This window comes from Scandinavium sp. UTDF21-P1B (assembly GCF_040750395.1).
GTDB lineage: Bacteria > Pseudomonadota > Gammaproteobacteria > Enterobacterales > Enterobacteriaceae > Scandinavium.
In genome coordinates, this window is the sequence record NZ_JBFLVD010000029.1 from 83,285 (window position 1) to 105,210 (window position 21,926).

19 protein-coding genes are annotated in these 21,926 nt (G+C 55.1%); 11 read left to right on the top strand and 8 right to left on the bottom strand.

Annotation, left to right across the window (positions count from 1 at the left end; translation table 11 throughout):
• Positions 1-37: 37 nt before the first annotated feature.
• Positions 38-517, top strand: coding sequence for a heme-binding protein (locus AB1287_RS20095; RefSeq protein WP_435618874.1), 480 nt, complete (start codon positions 38-40; stop codon positions 515-517).
• Between the two features lie 92 nt (positions 518-609).
• On the opposite strand, the gene AB1287_RS20100 is transcribed toward AB1287_RS20095, so the two are convergent.
• From AB1287_RS20100 to pdhR, 5 genes are all read right to left on the bottom strand, one after another.
• Entirely contained in the window at positions 610-882 is a 273-nt protein-coding gene (locus AB1287_RS20100) for a hypothetical protein (protein WP_435618875.1), read from the bottom strand.
• Between the two features lie 191 nt (positions 883-1,073).
• Complete coding sequence (gene lpdA / locus AB1287_RS20105; protein WP_312626279.1) at positions 1,074-2,498, bottom strand: dihydrolipoyl dehydrogenase; 1,425 nt, start codon at positions 2,496-2,498, stop codon at positions 1,074-1,076.
• A gap of 200 nt (positions 2,499-2,698) precedes the next feature.
• Positions 2,699-4,279 carry a pyruvate dehydrogenase complex dihydrolipoyllysine-residue acetyltransferase gene (gene aceF / locus AB1287_RS20110; protein ID WP_435618876.1) on the bottom strand — a complete coding sequence of 527 codons (1,581 nt, stop codon included), beginning with the start codon at positions 4,277-4,279 and terminating at the stop codon, positions 2,699-2,701.
• A 14-nt stretch (positions 4,280-4,293) separates the two neighbouring features.
• Positions 4,294-6,957 carry a pyruvate dehydrogenase (acetyl-transferring), homodimeric type gene (gene aceE, locus AB1287_RS20115; protein WP_435618877.1) on the bottom strand — a complete coding sequence of 888 codons (2,664 nt, stop codon included), beginning with the start codon at positions 6,955-6,957 and terminating at the stop codon, positions 4,294-4,296.
• Positions 6,958-7,094: 137 nt separating this feature from the next.
• A complete protein-coding gene (gene pdhR, locus AB1287_RS20120; protein ID WP_435618878.1) occupies positions 7,095-7,859 on the bottom strand; it encodes a pyruvate dehydrogenase complex transcriptional repressor PdhR in 765 nt (254 codons plus the stop codon).
• A 544-nt stretch (positions 7,860-8,403) separates the two neighbouring features.
• On the opposite strand from pdhR, the gene aroP reads away from it, so the two are divergent.
• From aroP to AB1287_RS20140, 4 genes are all read left to right on the top strand, one after another.
• Entirely contained in the window at positions 8,404-9,771 is a 1,368-nt protein-coding gene (gene aroP / locus AB1287_RS20125) for an aromatic amino acid transporter AroP (protein ID WP_312626164.1), read from the top strand.
• Positions 9,772-9,876: 105 nt separating this feature from the next.
• Positions 9,877-10,917, top strand: coding sequence for a LacI family DNA-binding transcriptional regulator (locus tag AB1287_RS20130; RefSeq protein WP_312626163.1), 1,041 nt, complete (start codon positions 9,877-9,879; stop codon positions 10,915-10,917).
• A gap of 232 nt (positions 10,918-11,149) precedes the next feature.
• Positions 11,150-12,208, top strand: coding sequence for an SIS domain-containing protein (locus AB1287_RS20135; protein WP_435618879.1), 1,059 nt, complete (start codon positions 11,150-11,152; stop codon positions 12,206-12,208).
• 39 nt (positions 12,209-12,247) lie between these two features.
• A complete protein-coding gene (locus tag AB1287_RS20140; protein WP_435618880.1) occupies positions 12,248-13,615 on the top strand; it encodes a PTS transporter subunit EIIC in 1,368 nt (455 codons plus the stop codon).
• 49 nt (positions 13,616-13,664) lie between these two features.
• Here AB1287_RS20140 and ampE read toward each other — a convergent pair whose 3' ends face one another.
• Complete coding sequence (ampE, locus tag AB1287_RS20145) at positions 13,665-14,519, bottom strand: beta-lactamase regulator AmpE (RefSeq protein WP_312626159.1); 855 nt, start codon at positions 14,517-14,519, stop codon at positions 13,665-13,667.
• The gene (gene ampD, locus AB1287_RS20150) at positions 14,516-15,079 is read right to left on the bottom strand and encodes a 1,6-anhydro-N-acetylmuramyl-L-alanine amidase AmpD (RefSeq protein ID WP_312626158.1); all 564 of its coding nucleotides are present in this window, start codon (positions 15,077-15,079) and stop codon (positions 14,516-14,518) included. Before ampD ends, ampE begins: the two co-directional genes overlap by 4 nt.
• An 87-nt stretch (positions 15,080-15,166) precedes the next feature.
• On the opposite strand from ampD, the gene nadC reads away from it, so the two are divergent.
• From nadC to hofC, 4 genes are all read left to right on the top strand, one after another.
• Positions 15,167-16,060, top strand: a complete 894-nt coding sequence (nadC, locus tag AB1287_RS20155) for a carboxylating nicotinate-nucleotide diphosphorylase (protein WP_435618881.1) — start codon at positions 15,167-15,169, stop codon at positions 16,058-16,060.
• Between the two features lie 165 nt (positions 16,061-16,225).
• Complete coding sequence (ppdD, locus tag AB1287_RS20160) at positions 16,226-16,663, top strand: prepilin peptidase-dependent pilin (protein ID WP_312626156.1); 438 nt, start codon at positions 16,226-16,228, stop codon at positions 16,661-16,663.
• Between the two features lie 10 nt (positions 16,664-16,673).
• Entirely contained in the window at positions 16,674-18,059 is a 1,386-nt protein-coding gene (gspE, locus tag AB1287_RS20165) for a type II secretion system protein GspE (RefSeq protein ID WP_435618882.1), read from the top strand.
• Positions 18,049-19,248, top strand: a complete 1,200-nt coding sequence (gene hofC / locus AB1287_RS20170; RefSeq protein ID WP_312626154.1) for a protein transport protein HofC — start codon at positions 18,049-18,051, stop codon at positions 19,246-19,248. The genes gspE and hofC overlap by 11 nt, the downstream gene beginning before the upstream one ends.
• Positions 19,249-19,284: 36 nt before the next feature.
• Here hofC and AB1287_RS20175 read toward each other — a convergent pair whose 3' ends face one another.
• On the bottom strand, positions 19,285-20,328 hold the full coding sequence (locus AB1287_RS20175; RefSeq protein WP_312626153.1) for a GMP reductase: 1,044 nt from the start codon (positions 20,326-20,328) through the stop codon (positions 19,285-19,287).
• A gap of 228 nt (positions 20,329-20,556) precedes the next feature.
• Here AB1287_RS20175 and coaE point away from each other — a divergent pair, with 228 nt between their 5' ends.
• Positions 20,557-21,177, top strand: coding sequence for a dephospho-CoA kinase (gene coaE, locus AB1287_RS20180; RefSeq protein WP_435618883.1), 621 nt, complete (start codon positions 20,557-20,559; stop codon positions 21,175-21,177).
• Complete coding sequence (gene zapD, locus AB1287_RS20185; protein WP_435618884.1) at positions 21,177-21,920, top strand: cell division protein ZapD; 744 nt, start codon at positions 21,177-21,179, stop codon at positions 21,918-21,920. The genes coaE and zapD overlap by 1 nt, the downstream gene beginning before the upstream one ends.
• Positions 21,921-21,926 lie beyond the last annotated feature (6 nt).

The window sequence follows — 21,926 nt, forward strand, 5'->3', positions numbered from 1 at the left end:
GTTAGCATCACGATTAACAACCAGAAGGAAGCCCACGATGAAAAAACTTATGCTTACCGCCACGCTGCTCGCCGGTTTCGCCACCACTGCTGCACAGGCAGAATCACTGAGTCAGAAAAACATTTCTCTGGAACAGGCGAATGCTCTGGCGCAGGAAGCCATCAAAGCCTGTACCACTAAAAACTATCAGGTGAGCGTGACCGTCGTTGACCGCGCAGGCGTCATTAAGACAGTGCAGCGCACCGACAATGCCGGGCCGCACACGGTGAAGGCCAGCGAAATGAAAGCCTTTACCGCGCTCACAATGAAAAATGCCAGCGGCAAAGTGATGGAAGCGGCACAAAGCAACGCGGGTGCACAGAACCTGAAGGATATTCCGGGCCTGTTATTGCTGGCGGGCGGCCTGCCGGTGAAGGAAGGCAATGAGGTGATTGGCGCGATTGGTATCGGCGGCGCGCCGGGCGGTAATCTGGATGAGGCCTGTGCGCAGGCTGCGCTGGATAACGTGAAGCTGTAAGCCTGCCACCCGGCGGCGCTACGTTTGCCGGGTCGACAAGGAAACAAAATTCTTAGGCCGGGTAAGCGTTAGCGCCACCCGGCATTTTTTTATCAATTGGTCGGCGACGGTGCGCCCACTGAAGGATGCTCTGGCGTCAGTACCGCTTCATCATCTTTGATACTGCCGGAGTTTGCCGCCCATACGCCTTCCTGGGTTTTGCTGATGTTCTGGTGCTGTCCGTTCAGGTTTTGCCCCATGGCCGCAATATGCGTGGTTTCGGTACCGCCGCTGTTGTCTGCCCATGGGATCACCGGGTCGTCGGCAAGCGCGAAGCCAGAAATCAGCGTAGTGGCGAGTACTGCGGTAGTCAGAAATGTTTTCATGATGCACCTCATTAATAGTTTTTACGCTATAAGTTTAGTGCGTGACTATTTTCAGAGTAATGACGAGATGTTCGCAAATATTTATGCAGAAATGTTTTTAAATAAGTAAGTTACCGCTCCGCTTATCCCTGGCAAGCTTGCAGCAGAGATAAAAAAAGCGGCCCTGAGGCCGCTTCTTACATCCCGAAAACTTATTTCTTCTTCGCTTTCGGGTTTGGCAGGTCGGTGATGCTGCCTTCGAACACTTCTGCAGCCAGGCCCACTGACTCGTGCAGAGTCGGGTGAGCGTGGATGGTCAGTGCGATGTCTTCTGCATCACAGCCCATTTCGATAGCCAGACCGATTTCACCCAGCAGCTCGCCGCCGTTGGTACCGACAATCGCACCACCGATAACACGGTGAGTCTCTTTGTCGAAGATAAGCTTGGTCATGCCGTCTGCGCAGTCGGAAGCGATAGCACGACCAGAAGCAGCCCACGGGAAGGTGGCGGTTTCGTAGCTGATGCCTTTCTCTTTCGCTTCTTTCTCGGTCAGGCCAACCCAGGCAACTTCTGGCTCGGTATACGCGATAGATGGGATCACTTTCGGATCGAAGTAGTGCTTCATGCCGGCGATAACTTCAGCGGCAACGTGACCTTCGTGAACACCTTTGTGCGCCAGCATCGGCTGGCCGACGATATCGCCGATAGCAAAGATGTGCGGCACGTTAGTACGCAGCTGCTTGTCAACGCGGATGAAGCCACGGTCGTCCACTTCCACGCCAGCTTTGCCCGCGTCGAGGTTTTTACCGTTCGGTACACGACCGATTGCCACCAGCACTGCGTCATAACGCTGCGCTTCGGCAGGGGCTTTTTTGCCTTCCATGGAAACGTAGATACCGTCTTCTTTCGCTTCAACGGCGGTCACTTTGGTTTCCAGCATCAGGTTGAATTTCTTGCTGATGCGCTTGGTGAAGACTTTCACCACGTCTTTGTCGGCAGCCGGGATAACCTGGTCGAACATTTCAACCACGTCGATGTCTGAACCCAGTGCGTGATATACGGTACCCATTTCCAGACCGATGATACCGCCGCCCATCACCAGCAGACGTTTTGGAACGGTTTTCAGCTCCAGCGCATCGGTGGAATCCCACACGCGTGGATCTTCATGTGGAATGAACGGCAGTTCGATCGGACGGGAACCCGCCGCGATGATTGCATTGTCGAAGTTGATCACGGTTTTACCGTTCTCGCCTTCCACTTCCAGGGTGTTCGCCCCGGTGAATTTACCCAGACCGTTGACCACTTTCACCTTACGGCCTTTCGCCATACCCGCCAGACCACCGGTCAGCTGAGTGATCACTTTCTCTTTCCAGGTACGAATCTTGTCGATATCGGTTTTCGGCTCACCGAAGACGATACCGTGCTCCGCCAGCGCTTTGGCTTCTTCGATAACTTTGGCTACGTGCAGCAGCGCTTTAGAAGGGATACAGCCGACGTTCAGACAAACACCACCGAGGGTGCTGTAACGTTCGACGATGACGGTTTCCAGACCTAAATCAGCGCAACGGAAGGCAGCGGAGTAGCCTGCCGGGCCTGCCCCAAGTACCACGACCTGGGTTTTGATTTCAGTACTCATCATGACCTCTATGATTTTTTATCCGGCGGTCCCTGGTCTTATCGCCCATCATCCACCGGGACGTTCTATCCGCCCGTATTTTACAAAATTGTTAACAATTTTGAAACAACAAACGGCTCACGATTTGACGTTGTTCCAATAACCCCATAAAGCCAGGAGAGATTACCAGAAAAAAGCCGGCCGACTGGCCGGCTTTTCGCTTACATCACCAGACGGCGAATGTCGCTCAACATGTTGTTGATGATGGTGATGAAACGCGCACCATCAGCCCCGTCGATCACGCGGTGGTCGAAGGAGAGAGACATCGGCATCATCAGACGCGGCGTGAACTCTTTCCCGTTCCACACTGGCTCCATCGCGGACTTGGAAACACCGAGGATAGCCACTTCCGGCGCGTTGACGATTGGCGCGAAGTGCGTTGTCCCGATACCGCCCAGGCTGGAGATGGTGAAGCATCCGCCTTGCATTTCGCCAGCGGTCAGCTTGCCGTCGCGAGCTTTTTTGGAGATAGCCATCAGTTCGCGGGACAGTTCGGTGATGCTCTTCTTGTTCACATCCTTGAACACCGGAACCACCAGACCGTTTGGCGTATCTACCGCCACGCCGATGTTGATGTATTTTTTCAGCGTCAGCTTCTGGCCGTCTTCGGACAGGGAGCTGTTGAAGCGAGGCATCTGCTCAAGCGCTGCGGCAACGGCTTTCATGATGAAGACCACTGGAGTGAATTTCACGTCCAGCTTGCGCTTCGCGGCTTCTTCGTTCTGCTGCTTACGGAACGCTTCCAGATCGGTGATATCGGTTTTGTCGAAGTGCGTAACGTGCGGGATCATCACCCAGTTACGGCTCAGGTTCGCGCCAGAAATTTTCTGGATACGGCCCATTTCCACTTCTTCGATTTCGCCAAACTTGCTGAAGTCCACTTTCGGCCATGGCAGCATGCCTGGCAGACCGCCGCCGGTAGCAGCTGGTGCAGATTCAGCGCGTTTCACTGCGTCTTTCACGTAAGCCTGAACGTCTTCGCGCAGGATGCGGCCTTTACGACCGGAGCCTTTTACTTTCGCCAGGTTAACGCCGAATTCGCGCGCCAGACGGCGAATCAGCGGAGTCGCGTGAACGTAAGCGTCGTTCTCAGCAAACTCAGATTTGCCTTCCGCTTTCGCAGCTGGTGCTGCGGCAGGTGCAGACTGAGTCGGTGCCGGAGCAGCAGCCTGAGCAGGTGCCGCAGCTGGAGCCGCGCCCGCTACTTCGAAGACCATGATCAGGGAGCCAGTAGACACTTTGTCACCGGTGCTGATTTTGATCTCTTTCACCACGCCCGCGAACGGCGCTGGCACTTCCATAGAAGCTTTGTCGCCTTCTACGGTGATCAGGGATTGTTCAGCGGCAACGGTGTCGCCCACTTTCACCATGATCTCGGTGACTTCAACTTCGTCACCGCCGATGTCAGGCACGTTCACGTCTTTCGCTGCTGCGGCAGCTGCTGGAGCAGCGGCGGCCGGAGCGGCTTCTTTCTTCTCTTCCTGCGCAGGTGCAGCAGCTGCTGCACCGTCGGCGGAATCGAAAATCATAATCAGTTTGCCGGTCTCGGTTTTGTCGCCGACAGAGACCTTGATCTCTTTCACGACGCCAGCCTGCGGAGACGGGACTTCCATAGAGGCTTTGTCGCCTTCTACGGTGATCAGCGACTGTTCTGCTTCAACTTTGTCGCCCACTTTGACCAGAATCTCGGTGATTTCAACTTCATCAGCCCCGATGTCCGGTACGTTGATTTCGATAGCCATTATTCTTTTACCTCTTACGCCAGACGCGGGTTAACTTTTTCTGCATCGATGTTGAATTTGGTGATCGCATCCGCCACCACTTTCTTGTCGATTTCGCCACGTTTAGCCAGTTCGCCCAGGGCCGCAACCACAACATAAGAAGCATCAACTTCGAAGTGGTGACGCAGGTTTTCACGGCTGTCGGAACGACCGAAGCCATCGGTACCCAGTACGCGGTAATCATCAGCCGGTACGTAGGTACGAACCTGTTCAGCGAACAGTTTCATATAGTCAGTGGATGCCACCGCCGGTGCATCGTTCATCACCTGAGCGATGTACGGAACGCGCGGAGTTTCCATTGGGTGCAGCATGTTCCAGCGCTCACAGTCCTGACCGTCGCGGGCCAGTTCGGTGAAGGAGGTGACGGAGTACACGTCAGAGCCCACGCCGTAGTCTTTCGCCAGGATCTGAGCGGCTTCACGCACGTGACGCAGGATAGAACCGGAGCCCAGCAGCTGAACTTTACCTTTGCTACCTTCAACGGTTTCGAGTTTGTAGATACCTTTACGGATACCTTCCTCAACACCTTCCGGCATCGCCGGCATGTGGTAGTTTTCGTTCAGGGTGGTGATGTAGTAGAACACGTTCTCTTGTTTTTCACCGTACATACGGACCAGACCGTCGTGCATGATCACGGCCACTTCGTATGCGTAAGACGGGTCGTAAGAGATACAGTTCGGGATAGTCAGAGACTGGATATGGCTGTGACCATCTTCGTGCTGCAGACCTTCACCGTTCAGGGTGGTACGACCGGAGGTACCGCCAACCAGGAAGCCGCGAGCCTGCTGATCACCCGCCTGCCAGCACAGATCGCCGATACGCTGGAAGCCGAACATCGAGTAGTAGATGTAGAACGGGATCATCGGCAGGTTGTTGGTGCTGTAAGAAGTCGCCGCCGCGAGCCAGGATGCGCCTGCACCCAGTTCGTTGATACCTTCCTGCAGGATCTGACCTTTCTCGTCTTCTTTGTAGTAGGCAACCTGCTCACGGTCCTGCGGGGTGTACTGCTGGCCGTTGGAGCTGTAGATACCGATCTGACGGAACAGACCTTCCATACCGAAAGTACGCGCTTCGTCAGCCAGAATCGGAACCAGACGATCTTTGATAGACGGGTTCTTCAGCATCACGTTCAGGGCACGAACGAAAGCGATGGTAGTAGAAATTTCTTTGTTCTGCTCTTCGAGAAGCTGCTGGAAATCAGCCAGAGCAGGCATTTCCAGTTTCTCGGTGAATTTCACCTGACGGGATGGCAGGTAGCCGCCCAGTTTCTGACGCTGTGCGTGCAGATAGGTGTGTTCTTCAGAGCCTTCAGGGAAGGTCACGTACGGCAGTTTTTCGATATCAGCATCGGATACCGGCACGTTGAAACGGTCACGGACGTAGCGTACGCCGTCCATGTTCATTTTCTTCACCTGGTGAGCGATGTTTTTACCTTCAGCGGAATCGCCCATGCCGTAACCTTTGATGGTGTGGGCCAGGATAACGGTCGCTTTACCTTTGGTGTCCTGTGCGTTTTTCAGCGCAGCATAGACTTTCTTCGGATCGTGGCCACCGCGGTTCAGGGCCCAGATCTGATCGTCAGTCCAGTCAGCAACCAGTGCGGCAGTTTCCGGATATTTACCGAAGAAGTGCTCACGCACGTAGGCGCCATTTTTGGATTTGAAGGTCTGGTAGTCACCGTCAACGGTTTCGTTCATCAGTTGAATCAGCTTACCGCTGGTGTCTTTACGCAGCAGCTCATCCCAACGGCCGCCCCACATCACTTTCACCACGTTCCAGCCAGCGCCCGCGAAGATGCCTTCCAGTTCGTTAACGATTTTGCCGTTACCGGTGACCGGGCCATCCAGACGCTGCAGGTTGCAGTTGATGATGAAGCAGAGGTTGTCCAGCTTGTCGCGGGTCGCGATGGTGATCGCACCTTTGGATTCTGGTTCGTCCATCTCGCCGTCGCCGAGGAAGGCATAAACGGTCTGCTGAGAGGTATCTTTCAGGCCACGGTGTTCCAGATATTTCAGGAACTTCGCCTGGTAGATCGCACCGATTGGGCCCAGACCCATGGAGACGGTCGGGAACTGCCAGAATTCTGGCATCAGTTTCGGGTGCGGATAAGAAGAGAGGCCTTTGCCGTGAACTTCCTGGCGGAAGTTGTTCATCTGCTCTTCGGTCAGGCGACCTTCAAGGAAGGCACGCGCGTAAACGCCTGGAGAGATGTGGCCCTGGAAGTACACCAGGTCGCCGCCGTCCTGTTCGGTACGGGCACGGAAGAAGTGGTTGAAGCACACTTCGTAAATGGTCGCAGAAGACTGGAAGGAGGACATGTGGCCACCCAGCTCCAGGTCTTTCTTCGACGCGCGCAGAACGGTCATGATCGCGTTCCAGCGGATAGCTGAACGAATGCGACGTTCCAGATCCAGATTCCCCGGGTATTCCGGCTCATCTTCAACGGCAATCGTGTTCACATAATTGTTTGCCCCGGCACCAGCTGCCACGCTTACGCCGCCTTTGCGGGCTTCGGAAAGCAGTTGGTCAATCAGATACTGAGCGCGCTCAACACCTTCTTCACGGATGACCGATTCGATCGCCTGTAGCCAGTCGCGAGTTTCGATCGGATCCACGTCATTTTGTAAACGGTCTGACATGGGGGTATTCCTTATCTGTCTAATCGTTGATTTGTCTGGAACCTGTCCCATTGCGTTTTCGGCTAAAAGCGCAATAAGACAGGTTCTGCGTTTAGTTGCCGCGCTCTAAAAACTGGCGCTGAAAAAAATCGGTGTTGCTAGTCCTTTCGTTGCTGTAGGCGGCGAAGCGAGCGGTCTCGACGACTTTGCTCACGGCTGCGGTCCAGCAAGATTTCCTCAATGAAGGCCAGGTGACGGTGCGACGCTTCGCGCGCCTGCTCCGGCTCTCTGGCCATTATCGCCTCGAATACTCGGGTGCGATGGCTGCTGACCAGCGGGAGCATTTCCCGTCGGGCGTACAGCAATTCAAAGTTCTGTCGAACATTCTGCGCCAGCATCGGTTCCATGCAGCGAAGAAGATGAAGTAAGACCACATTATGAGCGGCTTCGGTGACGGCAATTTGATACTGGACGACGGCGCTGGATTCGGCATCAAGATCGCCAGACTGCTGAGCGATTTCAATGGCCTGATGCAGTTCGCGGATGCGTAAGCGATCTTCATCATTCCCCCGCAACGCGGCATAATACGCGGCAATCCCTTCCAGAGCGTGGCGGGTTTCCAGCAGATCAAACTGGGATTCAGGGTGGTCGGCGAGCAATTCTACCAGCGGATCGCTGAAGCTCTGCCAGAGGCTACTTTGCACAAAGGTACCGCCGCCCTGGCGACGAAGCAGTAAGCCCTTCGCTTCGAGACGTTGGATCGCCTCGCGCAGTGAGGGACGGGAAACATCGAACTGTTTTGCCAGTTCGCGTTCAGGTGGAAGTTTTTCGCCGGGGCGCAGCGTCCCCTCAAGAATCAAAAACTCCAGCTGCTGCTCAATCACATCGGATAATTTTGGTTGGCGGATTTTGCTGTAGGCCATGGTTCCCTGTCTTAAGCCATTTACCCGGAGTCAATTGGTCTTACCAATTCAAAGTTCGTGACGGTAAAGTAACAAAGTATTCACCTTCTGTCCATACAGGTTTTGATTGAAATCAGTAAACCCGGCACTTTTTAACAACCTTACAGAAATAACGTTTCAGAAATGTAACTTTGCACAAATGTCACATTTACCCCTAAAGAGGCAGTTTTAACGTATGCGAAACGAAAAGCTGTGCAGCCTGAACCGATTCAATATGACGAAAAGTGCCTGAACAGACATAAAATTTCGCTAAAACGGTAAATACGAAAGGGATTGTTACCGCGATCCGGCATTTACATTTGGTTTCTTTTTACGCAACTCGTCAGCATCCCTGCACAAAGCAGGTGCATTCGGCGGCACTTACCACTATTCTTCCAGCTGCGGAAGACTTACACGCAACTTTCAGCCATCCGCTCTGTAAAATATAATGTACAGAATATGGAAGTTCATAATGACACGCGCTTAGCCAAAGCGTAGAAAAAACAATCACTCACGAGGTTTCATAATGGAAGGTCAACAGCACGGCGAACAGCTGAAGCGCGGCCTTAAAAACCGCCACATTCAGCTTATTGCGCTGGGTGGAGCTATCGGAACGGGCCTGTTTCTGGGCAGCGCCTCCGTTATTCAATCCGCAGGGCCGGGGATCATTCTCGGTTATGCCATTGCAGGTTTCGTGGCCTTTCTGATCATGCGTCAGCTGGGCGAAATGGTGGTGGAAGAGCCGGTGGCCGGTTCCTTCAGCCACTTTGCCTATAAATACTGGGGCAACTTTGCCGGTTTCGCCTCTGGCTGGAACTACTGGGTGCTTTACGTGCTGGTGGCGATGGCGGAACTGACTGCGGTCGGCAAATATATCCAGTTCTGGTACCCGGAAATCCCAACCTGGGTCTCCGCCGCCGTCTTCTTCGTGGTCATCAACGCCATCAACCTGACCAACGTCAAAGTGTTTGGTGAGATGGAGTTCTGGTTCGCCATTATTAAAGTGGTCGCGGTCGTCGCGATGATCCTGTTCGGCGGCTGGCTGCTGTTCAGCGGTCACGGCGGCCCGCAGGCGACGGTTCGCAACCTCTGGGAACAGGGCGGCTTCCTGCCGCACGGCATTCAGGGGCTGGTGATGATGATGGCCATTATCATGTTCTCCTTCGGTGGACTGGAGCTGGTCGGTATCACAGCTGCGGAAGCAGACGATCCGCAGAAAAGCATCCCGAAAGCCACCAACCAGGTTATCTACCGCATCCTGATTTTCTATGTAGGCTCGCTGGCCGTACTGCTGTCCCTTCTGCCATGGACTCGCGTCACCGCGGACACCAGCCCGTTCGTACTGATTTTCCACGAGCTGGGTGACACCTTTGTGGCAAACGCACTGAACATCGTGGTCCTGACCGCGGCGCTCTCCGTGTACAACAGCTGCGTGTACTGCAACAGCCGTATGCTGTTCGGCCTGGCGCAGCAGGGCAACGCGCCGAAAGCGCTGACCAAAGTCGACAAGCGCGGCGTGCCGGTGAACACCATTCTGGTGTCTGCCGTATTTACAGCTCTGTGCGTGCTCATCAACTATCTGGCACCAGAATCTGCGTTCGGTCTGCTGATGGCGCTGGTCGTGTCTGCTCTGGTCATCAACTGGGCGATGATTAGCCTTGCGCATATGAAGTTCCGTAAGGCCAAGCAGAAGCAGGGTGTTACCACGCGCTTCCCTGCCCTGTTCTATCCGCTCGGAAACTGGATTTGCTTGTTCACCGTGGCAGCCGTGCTGGTGATCATGCTGATGACCCCGGGTATGGCGATTTCCGTGTATCTGATCCCGGCATGGATTGTGGTACTCGGCATTGGCTACGCGGTCAAACAAAGAGGGTCCAAAGCCGTCCGCGCTTAATCTCTTTACGCCTCTGTACCCCTTTGCGGGTACAGAGCGTTTCTCCCCCAGCAAAAGTGATGTACCATCCGAGGGTTGCAGCCATCAAAAGGACCCTTGTGACCGATGAAAAAGCCCCTGACGATCAAAGACATTGCTGAACTGGCTAACGTCTCCATCGCGACTGTTTCACGGGTACTGAACAACAACAGCTGGGTCTCGGATAAAACCCGGGAGAAAGTGCAGAAAGTGATCGACGAGCATCACTTCAGCCCGAACCTGATGGCCCGCAGCATGATTTCCCGCAAAAGCATGACGCTTGCCGTCGTCGTATCCGACATCACCAGCCCCTACTTCGCCACCCTGGTTGAACAAATCGAAAAAGCCTGCCAGCAGGCCGGGTACAAAATCGTGCTGTTCGATACACAGTCGGCCAATAAGCGCAGCGAATCGAGCCTGGTGATTGCCGAAGATCAGATATTCAGCACCATCATCGACAGCCAGCTCGATGGGGTGATCATCCTCGGCGGCAACATCGACTACCTGAAGATTCCGGAAGGCTATCTGGATGGTTTACAAAAGCTTATCGCCACGCTTCCGGTGATAGTCGTGGGCCGCAAACTCGCCCATTATGACTACACTTGCCTGGAGCGTGACCAGGTCAACTGCGTGAAAATGATCACCGAATACCTGCTGGAAAAGGGTCATCGAAACATCGCGTTTATTGGCGGCTCGCCGGGCGTGTATATGACAGGACAGCGCGTGAACGCCTTCCGTGAGACGCTACGCCAGGCTGGTATTTCGGCTGAAAACGCGCAGGTGATTGAAACTAACTTCTACGCCCAGCACGGCTATGAAGCGATTAAAAAATTGCTGGTATCGGGCCGGGCGCTGCCCCAGGCGCTGTTAGCAATTAACGATCGTGTGGCAATGGGCGCAATCCGCGCACTGAAGGATAACGGCATTAACGTACCGGAAAATATCGCCGTCGCCAGCTGCGAATGTTTTCCCGGCAGCGAATATTACGTCCCGCGCCTGACCACCGTCGACCATCAGAATAACGTGTTAGGTCAGCAGGTTATCCAGCAGATGATGACTTTGTTGCAGGACATGCTGCCGGAATCGCCGGCGATCCCTCCCCTGTTAGTTGCGGGCGAATCCGCCTGAATGCCTTGCCGGATAGCGCTTGCGCTTATCCGGCCTACAACAGCTCACCATCGTCATTCACAGGCCTGCACAAGCGTTAGCGCCGCCGGGCATTTCCCTGCTCTGCACACAAAATATTCCGATCTTCATCACAAATCCTCATACGTAAAATTGACCCACTAATTTGCCCGATCATATTTTACTGAAAACGTTTTCAGTTTTTTTCAGCAGCGAGGGCACTATGAAACCGACCATGATGACTTACATCCACGAAGAGCACGCGACGCTTGCGGCCATCCTGGATAACTACCCGGCGTCCATTCCGGCTATCGAAGACGAAAGCGAATGGCTGCTGTTGGCTACCGGCTCAAGCGTCAACGCTGCCGTCAGCGCGAAGTACTACATTGAGAGCCTGTCAGAGGTGCGCGTTACCATTGCCGAGCCGTTCCACTACCAGCATTTTGAGAAGCACAACCCGGCAATCCGCACGGTGATTGCCGTTTCCCAGAGCGGCGAAAGCACCTCAACCCTCCACGCGCTGGCGCAGCTGAAAAAACAGTTCCCGGTAAAAACCGTCGGTCTGACCAGCAAGCCGCAGAGCGAACTGGCGAAAACAGCGGATACCTTCGTGCAGTTGGATATCGGTGAAGAGCGCGTGGGCTACGTCACTAAAGGCTACGTCGCCACCATTCTGACTCTGATGCTGATGGGCCTGCGCCATGCGCATGCAGCAGGTGCGATCGACGATGCCCGCGAAGGCAGAGAACTGGCCATCCTGCGCGAAGCTGTGCAGGCCATTCCGTCCATTATCGATACCACCGAATCGTTCTTCTCTCGCTGGGAAGCCGATCTTGTTTCCTCCCCGCGCTTCACCTGCATCGGTTACGGCCCGGCCGTTGGCGTGTGCATGGAGATGGCGACCAAATTCACCGAAACCGTGCGCGTGCCTTCTCAGGGAATTGAAATGGAAGTCTTTATGCACGGCCCGTATTTCGAAATTAACCCGCAGCACCGTCTGTTTTTCCTCGACGTGCCGAGCGTAGCGCAGGAACGCCTGAGGCTATTACGGGAATACGAGAAGCGACACACGCAGTACGTTTACACGCTCACGCCTGGGCAGAGTGAAGACCCGCATACGCTGGCGCTAAACGTTGACTCACCGGAAAACGTATTGCCGCTGCTGATGATTATTCCGTTCCAGATCCTCGCGCATCACATCGCCGAAGGGAAAGGCAACAACCTGCCGCAGCGCATCTTCACGGATTTCGGCGTGGCGGTAAAAAGCAAAACGAAACCTGGCGACTACGCCTGATTAGCCGACCGTACCCTCTGAATGAAAAGGTGCTTCACCATGGCGACTTCATACTTACCCGTTGCAGAGCAGATCCTCGCCGCCGTTGGCGGTAAGGAAAATGTGGTTCACGCCACCCATTGTGCCACCCGGCTGCGCCTGAACCTGAAAGACGACTGCCATATTAATGAGGAGCAGCTTTATAAGCTGCCGGAAGTGGTCAAGTTGGTGAATAACGGCAGCCAGTTCCAGATAGTGATTGGTCCGAAAGTGGAGAAAGTCTTCGCGGCGCTGGGCACGTTGTTGACAAACGATAGCGCTCCTGCTGAACAGCCCGTGCAAAAAAGCTCGCCACTCAATCGGCTGTTGGCGACACTTTCCGCCATCTTCACGCCGTACATCGGTGTGCTGGCGGGCGTAGGCGTGGTGAAAGGCCTTGTCGTGCTGTTGCAAACGATGGAGCTTATCTCGACGAAATCCTGGCTGTTTATTGTACTCAATGCGCTCTCCAGCGGCGTGTTCGTGATGCTGCCGCTGTTTATTGCCGTCACCGCTGCCGACAGGTTCAAAACAAGCCGCTTTACCGCGTTGGCGTTAACTGCGGCGATGATTTTCCCCCTGACCGACGCCGCCACGCCGAACAGCATTGAGATTTTCCACCTGACCTTTCCGCTGAAAATTTATGGTGGCGCGGTGATCCCGGCAATTTTTGCCGTCTGGTTCCTGAGCTACGTCGAACGCTGGTTTAAGAAGATGATCCCGGAAGTGGCGGCGCTGGTGTTTGTGCCTTGCCTGTCGCTGCTGGTATGCGGGTTTGTGGTCTTTACCGTGATTGGTCCGATTGCCGATTACGTGGGGATCGGCATCGCCAACGGCTACACCTGGCTATACAACCTGAGTCCGGTGCTTTCCGGTGCGCTGCTGGCAGGGATTGGACAGCTGTTCGTGGTGTTCGGCGTGCACTGGGGCATCATCCCGATTGCGCTCATCAACATGCAGGTGAACGGCTACGACACGGTGATGGCGATGTTTATGTCGGCGGTGATGGGCCAGTTCGGAGCGGCGTTCGGGGCTATCTTTATCGCCCGTAACCTGAAGGACAAACAGCTCGCGATTTCCGCATCCGTTTCCGCGTTCTTCGGCATCACCGAACCGGCGCTGTACGGCGTGAACCTGAAGTACCGCATGCTGTTTATTTTCGGCTGCATCGGGGCTGCACTTGGCGGGGCGATCACCGGGTTCCTGCGGGTGAAAACCTACAGCTTCCTGCCGGTACTGAACGTCTTTGAACTGGGGCTGTTCAGCGGCCCCGATTCGAAAGCCATCTATGAGGTGATTGCGATTGTCGTCGCCTTTAGCGTTCCGGCAATCCTGACCATCCTTTATGGCAAAAGCCGCGTGCTGGTGCCCGCTACCGACCTGCGCTGATTAGCCGTCGTGGTGAAAAGTTTGCAGGCCGCACCAGGCGGCCTGCAAATCAAACCAGCGCCCCGTAAATCGTCAGCAGCGCCATGATAACAACGGTGACGTAAGAGGCCTTCTTCGCCATCGACACCGCCGCCTTTGGCGTTTCAACCTTATCGACATGTGGCTCACGGGCCAGCGAGAACTGCGCCAGCTGGGTCAGCACCTGATACTGAGAGGAGTGACGATCGCCGAGCGAGGCAAACCACGCCGGAAGCGCTTTCTCGCCGTGACCAATCAACGCATACACCACGCCGACCAGGCGGACCGGCAGCCAATCCAGAACGTGAAGAATGGCATCCACGCCCGACTGCTGGCGATCGCGCGGCGTCTGATAGCGCGCCAGCCAGCTTTGCCAGGCTCGCAGGAAAGCGTAGCCCATCAGCGTGACCGGCCCCATCGGCCCGCCAACCACAAACCAGAACAGCGGCGCGAGATAAAAACGGTAGTTAATCCACAGCAGCGCGTTTTGCAGCTCACGCAGATACTCGCGTTCATCACAGCCCGGCGGCACGCCGTGAATCAACGTCAGCTCGCTCGCCATTGCGTCTCGTGCATGGGCATCATCTCGTGATGCGGCTTTAAGATAGGCGTGATAATGCATCCGCACTTTCCCGGCACCGATACACAGCACGCCGAGCAGGATCCACACCACCAGCACCGGCACGTTAAACAGTGCGCCCTGCAGACCACTCAGCAGCAGCCAGACGATCGCCATTGCAACAGCGGTCATCAGCAGCGTCACCACAAAAGAATACGTTTTGACGCGACGGAACAGCACCTCCAGACGGTGATCGAGCTGCCAGTGCTCACCCAGCTTGAACAGACGTTCGGCAATCAGTACCAACAGAGTGGTAAACAGCGTCATCTCATCTCCTTATCTGACGGAAGGCTCACCAGAGCGCGGAAGCGTGCCCAGTCAAACGCCGGGCCAGGATCGGTTTTGCGCACAGGGGCAATGTCGGAATGGCCCGTCATATGCGTGGCAATCGCCGGATACATCGTCGACAGCAACCTGGCAACGGCTGCAAGCTGCTGATATTGCTCATCGGTATAGGCCAGAGTATCCGTGCCTTCCAGTTCAATGCCAATCGAAAAATCATTACATCTTTCTCGCCCCTGATAGCTCGATACGCCCGCATGCCACGCACGTTTATCAAAAGGAACATACTGCACGATTTCGCCGTCGCGGCGAATCAGGCAATGGGCAGAGACCCGTAAATGAGCGATTTCGGCAAAGAAAGGATGTGCATTTGGATCGATTGTTCCGGTGAATAATGCATCAATCCAGGGGCCGCCAAATTCGCCAGGCGGCAGGCTGATATTATGCACCACCAGAAGCGTCGGGGCTTCATCATCCGGGCGGCAATCATAATGCGGCGAAGGGACGCGGCGGGCTTCGTCCAGCCAGCCATCGTGCAACTGCATGCAGGCTCTCCTTAATCTATGGTGCTGAAATCCGGTTCAGAGTAGCATGTTTATAACTTATGATTCCTTACCATTTGGAGTTTTATCATGCCGCCTCGCCGCTACAATCCTGAGCATCGTCGTGACGCGCTGCTGGAACGTATTAACCTTGATATCCCTGCTGCCGTCGCCCACGCGCTACGTGAAGATTTAGGCGGTGAAGTGAATGCCGCGAACGACATCACGGCCCAACTGTTACCTGAAGATTCGCGTTCTCATGCGGTGGTGATCACCCGTGAAGCTGGCGTATTTTGCGGCAAACGCTGGGTAGAGGAAGTGTTTATTCAGCTCGCAGGCAGCGAAGTTGCCCTGACATGGCACGTGGAAGATGGCGACGTACTGATCGAAAACCAGCCGCTGTTCGAACTGAATGGCCCCTCCCGCGTGTTGTTAACCGGCGAGCGTACGGCGCTCAATTTCGTGCAAACACTTTCCGGCGTCGCAAGCACCGTGCGCCGCTATGTTGATTTGCTGGAAGGCACCAAAACTCAGTTGCTCGACACCCGTAAAACCTTACCCGGCCTGCGCACAGCCCTGAAGTACGCCGTGCTCTGCGGTGGCGGCGCCAACCATCGCCTGGGATTATCCGACGCGTTTCTGATCAAAGAGAACCACATCATTGCGTCTGGCTCCGTGCGCCAGGCCGTCGAGAAAGCCTTCTGGCTGCACCCGGACGTGCCGGTAGAAGTGGAAGTGGAAAGTCTTGAAGAACTCCAGGATGCCCTGAAGGCCGGGGCAGATATCATCATGCTGGATAACTTCGAAACCGAACAGATGCGCGAAGCAGTGAAGCTGACTAACGGTCAGGCACGGCTGGAAGTGTCCGGTAACGTCACTTTCGACACCATCCGTGAATTTGCCGAAACTGGTGTGGATTATATTTCTGTGGGCGCGTTGACCAAGCACATTCAGGCGCTCGATCTTTCCATGCGCTTTAAGTAAAACCTGGAGATGCGAAGGGGATATCTCGATCCCCTTCGCAGCTTTTCGCAACGCTGCTGCAAGTCATGAAATAATTCAGAAGCCCCCTTCCCGATTTCCTTTTTGCCTTTCGCTATTTCCTGCCGCTGCCGTCTACAGTGCTCCCGTCAAACTAAGGAGCAACTTATGGATAAACAGCAAGGATTCACCCTGATTGAGCTGATGGTCGTCATCGGTATTATCGCCATTCTCAGTGCCATCGGCATTCCGGCCTACCAGAACTACCTGCGCAAAGCCGCGCTAACCGACATGCTGCAAACTTTTGTACCCTATCGAACCGCGATCGAGCTATGTGCGCTCGATCATGGCGGGATCGCCCCCTGTGACGGAAGCAGTAACGGCATTCCTGCGCCAGCCACCAGCCGCTATGTTTCTGCCATGGAGATCGCTCAGGGCACCGTTACCTTAACAGGCCAGGAGAGCCTCAACGGACTAAGCGTGACGCTAAAGCCAGTCTGGAGCGATGCTAACGGCATAACCGGTTGGCAGAGAACCTGCAACATAGCCAGCGACAGCGCGCTTAAGCAGGCCTGCGAAGACGTTTTCCGCTTTGACGCAGCCTGAGGATGCGAGGATGAATCACGATCAGCTCGTCACACTTTGTCAGCGGCACCGTGCCGTGCTGCTGAGTAACGACGACCAGATGCTGAGCATTGCCGTTGTCGGTTCGCAGCCCGTTGAACTCATGGACGCACTGCGTTTTGCCACTCACAAGCGGATAGACATCGAATGCTGGGAACAGACGCGGATGGACAAACATCTGCATACCGCCCTGGAGTCTCACCTGCCCATAGCGCGCGATGACACGGGCAACATCGTTGAGCTGCTGAACCAGACGTTTGAGCAGGCGTTACAGCAGCGGGCATCGGACATACACTTTGAACCTGGCGAAGAAGTCCTTCGCATACGTTTACGGGTAGACGGCGTGCTGCACGCCCTCCCAGCTTTCTCACCCATGCTAAGCAACCCATTGATTGCCCGCCTCAAAGTATTGGGCAATCTGGATATTGCCGAGCGAAGGCTGCCGCAGGACGGACAATTTACCGTTGATATTGCCGGACGCAGCGTCTCCTTTCGTATCGCCACGCTCCCGTGTCGCGGCGGAGAAAAAGTCGTACTGCGCCTGCTGCATCAGGTCACGCAGGCGCTGGATGTCACCGCTTTAGGGATGAGCAACGCCCAGCTTCAGGCCTTTCGCCAGGCGCTGACCCAGCCTCAGGGGCTGATGCTGGTCACGGGCCCGACGGGAAGCGGCAAAACGGTAACCCTGTACAGCGCGTTGCAGGAACGAAATCGCCCCGAGATCAACCTGTGCAGCGTTGAAGATCCGGTCGAAATTCCGCTCGACGGGATCAACCAGACGCAGATCAACACCCGCGCGGGGCTGACATTTCAAAGCGTGCTGCGGGCATTGCTTCGCCAGGATCCCGACGTGGTGATGGTGGGTGAAATTCGCGACGCTGAAACGGCTGAAATCGCCATTAAAGCGGCGCAGACCGGGCATCTTGTGCTCTCAACGTTGCACACGAACTCCACTACCGAAACGCTCGTTCGTCTGCAACAAATGGGCGTCGCCCGCTGGATGATCTCCTCAGCCCTGCTGCTGGTCATTGCGCAGCGGCTGGTACGTCGGCTGTGTCCTCACTGTTGCGAGCAGCAAGGTGATTACGAAGCTATGCCCGGAACGTTGTGGCCTCGCCCTCTGCCGCACTGGCGAGCCGTTGGCTGCGAACACTGTTACCACGGTTACCATGGCCGCATTGCGCTATTTGAGGTGCTGGCGATTACGCCAGAGTTAAAACAGGCGATTGTCAGCGGCAGCACGCCTGAAGAAGTGGAGCAGTTAGCACGCCGATCGGGCATGACGACACTGTTTGAGCACGGCTGCGAAGCTGTGGAGCGAGGGCAAACTACGGTGGAAGAACTGTTGCGCGTTTTGGGTGTTCCTCATGGCACCTAAATGTCTCTGGTACTGGCGAGGGGTGACAGAACAGGGGGAAGCCAGAGAGGGCAGCGTCTGGGCGGAGAATAAAATTGTCGCCCTGGAGCTGGCCGAATCTGAAGGCATAGCACCGTTAACAATCTCACGCAAGACAACGTACAAATCGCAGTGGCAAACCCGGCACAGCAGCGAGTTAATGCACCAGCTTGCCACGCTGCTTCAGGCGGGATTGACGCTCTCCGGCAGCCTGCAGCTTTTAGCAGAGCAACATCCGATACCGCAGTGGCAAGCGCTGATGCAGGATCTGGCTCGCAGGCTCGCTCAGGGAGAGCCCCTTTCCACCGCGATGCAGCAGTGGCCGGAGGCTTTTCCACCGCTTTATCCCGCCCTGATTCAGGCGGGCGAAATGACCGGTAAGCTGGATTACTGCTGCACGCATCTTGCGCGCCAACAGGAAGAACAGCGCCAGCTGAGCCTGAAGGTGAAAAAAGCGCTGCGCTACCCGATGATCATCCTGCTGCTGGCGCTGTTGGTCGTGACTGGCATGAGCGGATTTGTGTTGCCGGAATTTGCTGCCATTTATCGCACCTTTAACACACCGCTGCCTGCGCTAACCCGAATGGTTATGGCGCTTTCCACCGCCGTTCAACAGGGTTTACCGCTCATTTTAGGGCTTGCTGTTCTGCCCTTTATCCTGCGGCCGCTGCTGCAACGTAGCCCTCGCTGGCAGCAGTTTCGTCCTCAGGTTCTGTTGAGAATACCGGTCGTTTCAGGATTAGTTCGGGGGCAAATGCTGAGTCAGATTTATACCGTTCTGGCGCTAACCCAGAATGCCGGGATCCCTTTTCTGCAAGGGCTGGAAAGCGTCCAGAAAACGCTGACCTGCCCCTGGTGGCGAGGCGTCATCGAACAGATGATTGGCGCGATTGCATCGGGGAACGCTGTCTGGCAGGCCATGGAGGCACAAAGCATCTTTACGCCCTTGTGTAAGCAGCTGGTCAGAACGGGAGAAGTGTCAGGCGCGCTGGATAGCATGCTGGAAAATCTGGCTCAGTATCATAGTCAGCAAACGCATCAGCAGGCGGATAACCTGGCCACGCTACTGGAACCCGTTATGTTACTGGTGACGGGAGTCATCATCGGCACGCTGGTGGTGGCGATGTACCTGCCGATATTTCATTTGGGAGATGCAATTAGCGGGGGATAAACGCTGGCGCGGTCGCTACGCCAGCGTCTGACGTCATTACAGGCTGTTGAACACGCGGTTCTCTTGTTCCTGAACGCGGATAAAAGTGGTGCGCTTGGTCAGCTCTTTCAGGCGTGCAGCACCAACATACGTACAGGCAGAACGCAGGCCGCCGAGAATATCACGCGCGGTATGTTCAACCGGGCCACGCAGCGTCAGCTTAACGGTTTTACCTTCAGCTGCACGGTATTTTGCAACACCACCCACGTGACGGTTCATCGCCGATTCAGAGCTCATGCCGTAGAACAGCATGAACTTCTCACCGTTCTCTTCAACCACGGTGCCGCCGCTCTCTTCGTGACCGGCCAGCATACCGCCCAGCATCACGAAGTCCGCACCGCCGCCGAAGGCTTTCGCTACATCGCCTGGCATGGTGCAACCACCATCGCTGACGATCTGACCGCCCAGGCCGTGAGCCGCATCGGCACATTCAATCACAGCAGAGAGCTGCGGATAGCCAACGCCCGTTTTCACGCGAGTGGTACACACGGAACCCGGGCCAATACCCACTTTAACGATGTCTGCACCAGCCAGAATCAGCTCTTCGCACATTTCACCCGTTACCACGTTACCGGCACAGATAGTCTTGTCTTTCCAGGCATCACGCGCTTTCGATACGAACTGCACGAAGTGCTCGGAGTAGCCGTTTGCCACGTCGATACACACAAAACTCAGGGCAGGATTCAGATTCAGGATCTGCTTCGTCTTATCGAAATCCGCGTCGGACGTGCCGGTTGAGACCATGACATGCTTCAAAACATCTTCAGAAACGCTTGCCGTAAAATCGCGCCATTCCTCAACGGAATAGTGTTTGTGTACAGCGGTCAGAATACCAAACGCAGCCAGCGCTTTTGCCATCGCAAACGTGCCAACGGTATCCATATTTGCGGCAATAACAGGCACACCAGACCAGGTTTTTCCGGAATGTTTAAAGGTGTATTCGCGTTCCAGCTCAACTTCGGAACGGCTTTTGAGGGTAGAGCGTTTAGGGCGGATAAGAACGTCTTTGAAACCTAACTTCAGATCTTCTTCGATACGCATGTGCGGATTCCTGGGGTTAGAGGCAAAAATGGGCTAAGCACAACTCCAGTGACGTTATCATACGCAGTAATCATCCCTTCGCAAGACTGCGATTTTCACTTTTTTTACGCTACAATCGTTCAAATTTACTTGGTGAACAGCGAACTTTCAGTCCATCGCGACAGTTATTGAAAGCTTATATTTCAACCAATTGATTTTTAGCGGTAATTCTTCACAGGACAAGGTGGTATGGTCTATACAGTGGCGTTAACAGGCGGCATCGGCAGCGGGAAAAGTACCGTTGCAGCGGCTTTTGCCAACCTGGGAACCGACATTGTTGATGCCGATATCATTGCCCGCCAGGTGGTCGAGCCGGGTTCACCGGCGTTAGCCACCATCGTCAGCCGTTATGGCGCAGAAATGCTGATGGCAGATGGCACGCTCAACCGCCGTCAGTTACGGGAGCGTATTTTTGCGCACGCAGATGAAAAGATTTGGCTGAATGCCTTACTCCATCCGCTGATTCAACAAGAAACCCAGCGCCAGATGAAGCAGGCGACGTCACCCTACGTGCTCTGGGTCGTGCCGCTGTTAGTTGAAAATCATCTCTGGCAAAAGGCCAATCGCGTGCTGGTCGTCGACGTTTCAGAGGAAACGCAGCTCCTGCGCACCACACAGCGTGACCATGTGACTGAAGCACACGCAAAACAAATTATTGCCGCCCAGGCCACGCGCGAACAGCGTCTTGCCGTGGCGGATGACGTCATTGATAACAACGGCGCACCAGATGCCATTGCATTGGATGTAGCCCGCCTGCATGCCCACTATCTTGAGCTGGCGCATCAGGCCGATTTACAGGAAAAACCGTAATGCACACCCACGTCCTTTTTGAACATCCCCTGAATGAGAAAATGCGCACCTGGCTACGTATTGAGTTTCTGATTCAGCAACTGAACTGTAATCTGCCGGTTCAGGATCACGCCAGCGCCCTGCATTTTTTCAGGAACATCAGTGATTTACTGGATGTGTTTGAGCGAGGTGAAGTGCGCACCGAACTGCTGAAAGAGCTGGAGCGCCAGCAGCGTAAACTGAAGCAGTGGGATGAAGTGCCGGGTGTTGATAAAAGCCGTATTGAAGCGTTACGTCAGCAGCTTAAAAACAGCAGCGGTATTTTGATGACGGCCCCACGCATTGGGCAGTTGCTGCGTGAAGATAAGCTGATTGGCCTGGTACGCCAGCGTCTGAGTATCCCCGGCGGCTGTTGCAGCTTCGATTTACCCACTCTGCACATCTGGCTGCACGCACCGCAGAGCAAACGTGACGCGCAGGTTTATCACTGGCTGGAAAGCCTGGAGCCGATGAACCAGGCATTAACGCTGATTCTCGATCTTATCCGTAACTCCGCCCCCTATCGCAAACAGACCAGCCTGAACGGCTTTTTCCAGGACAACGGTGATGATGCCGACCTGCTGCGTCTGCAGCTGGCACTCGACGATCAGCTCTATCCACAAATATCCGGACATAAGAGCCGCTTCGCCATCCGCTTCCTGCCGCTGGACAGCGAAAACGGCCTCGTGCCCGAGCGTCTGGATTTCGAACTGGCCTGCTGTTAAGGAGTC

Coding starts and splice junctions, on each gene's coding strand:
- AB1287_RS20130 (WP_312626163.1), top strand. CDS start 9,877: ATGAAAAAGCCCCTGACGATCAAAGACATTGCTGAACTGGCTAACGTC.
- AB1287_RS20095 (WP_435618874.1), top strand. CDS start 38: ATGAAAAAACTTATGCTTACCGCCACGCTGCTCGCCGGTTTCGCCACC.
- AB1287_RS20100 (WP_435618875.1), bottom strand. CDS start 882: ATGAAAACATTTCTGACTACCGCAGTACTCGCCACTACGCTGATTTCT.
- AB1287_RS20135 (WP_435618879.1), top strand. CDS start 11,150: ATGATGACTTACATCCACGAAGAGCACGCGACGCTTGCGGCCATCCTG.
- AB1287_RS20175 (WP_312626153.1), bottom strand. CDS start 20,328: ATGCGTATCGAAGAAGATCTGAAGTTAGGTTTCAAAGACGTTCTTATC.
- aceE (WP_435618877.1), bottom strand. CDS start 6,957: ATGTCAGACCGTTTACAAAATGACGTGGATCCGATCGAAACTCGCGAC.
- zapD (WP_435618884.1), top strand. CDS start 21,177: ATGCACACCCACGTCCTTTTTGAACATCCCCTGAATGAGAAAATGCGC.
- AB1287_RS20140 (WP_435618880.1), top strand. CDS start 12,248: ATGGCGACTTCATACTTACCCGTTGCAGAGCAGATCCTCGCCGCCGTT.
- nadC (WP_435618881.1), top strand. CDS start 15,167: ATGCCGCCTCGCCGCTACAATCCTGAGCATCGTCGTGACGCGCTGCTG.
- ampE (WP_312626159.1), bottom strand. CDS start 14,519: ATGACGCTGTTTACCACTCTGTTGGTACTGATTGCCGAACGTCTGTTC.
- coaE (WP_435618883.1), top strand. CDS start 20,557: ATGGTCTATACAGTGGCGTTAACAGGCGGCATCGGCAGCGGGAAAAGT.
- hofC (WP_312626154.1), top strand. CDS start 18,049: ATGGCACCTAAATGTCTCTGGTACTGGCGAGGGGTGACAGAACAGGGG.
- aroP (WP_312626164.1), top strand. CDS start 8,404: ATGGAAGGTCAACAGCACGGCGAACAGCTGAAGCGCGGCCTTAAAAAC.
- lpdA (WP_312626279.1), bottom strand. CDS start 2,498: ATGAGTACTGAAATCAAAACCCAGGTCGTGGTACTTGGGGCAGGCCCG.
- gspE (WP_435618882.1), top strand. CDS start 16,674: ATGAATCACGATCAGCTCGTCACACTTTGTCAGCGGCACCGTGCCGTG.
- ppdD (WP_312626156.1), top strand. CDS start 16,226: ATGGATAAACAGCAAGGATTCACCCTGATTGAGCTGATGGTCGTCATC.
- ampD (WP_312626158.1), bottom strand. CDS start 15,079: ATGCAGTTGCACGATGGCTGGCTGGACGAAGCCCGCCGCGTCCCTTCG.
- pdhR (WP_435618878.1), bottom strand. CDS start 7,859: ATGGCCTACAGCAAAATCCGCCAACCAAAATTATCCGATGTGATTGAG.
- aceF (WP_435618876.1), bottom strand. CDS start 4,279: ATGGCTATCGAAATCAACGTACCGGACATCGGGGCTGATGAAGTTGAA.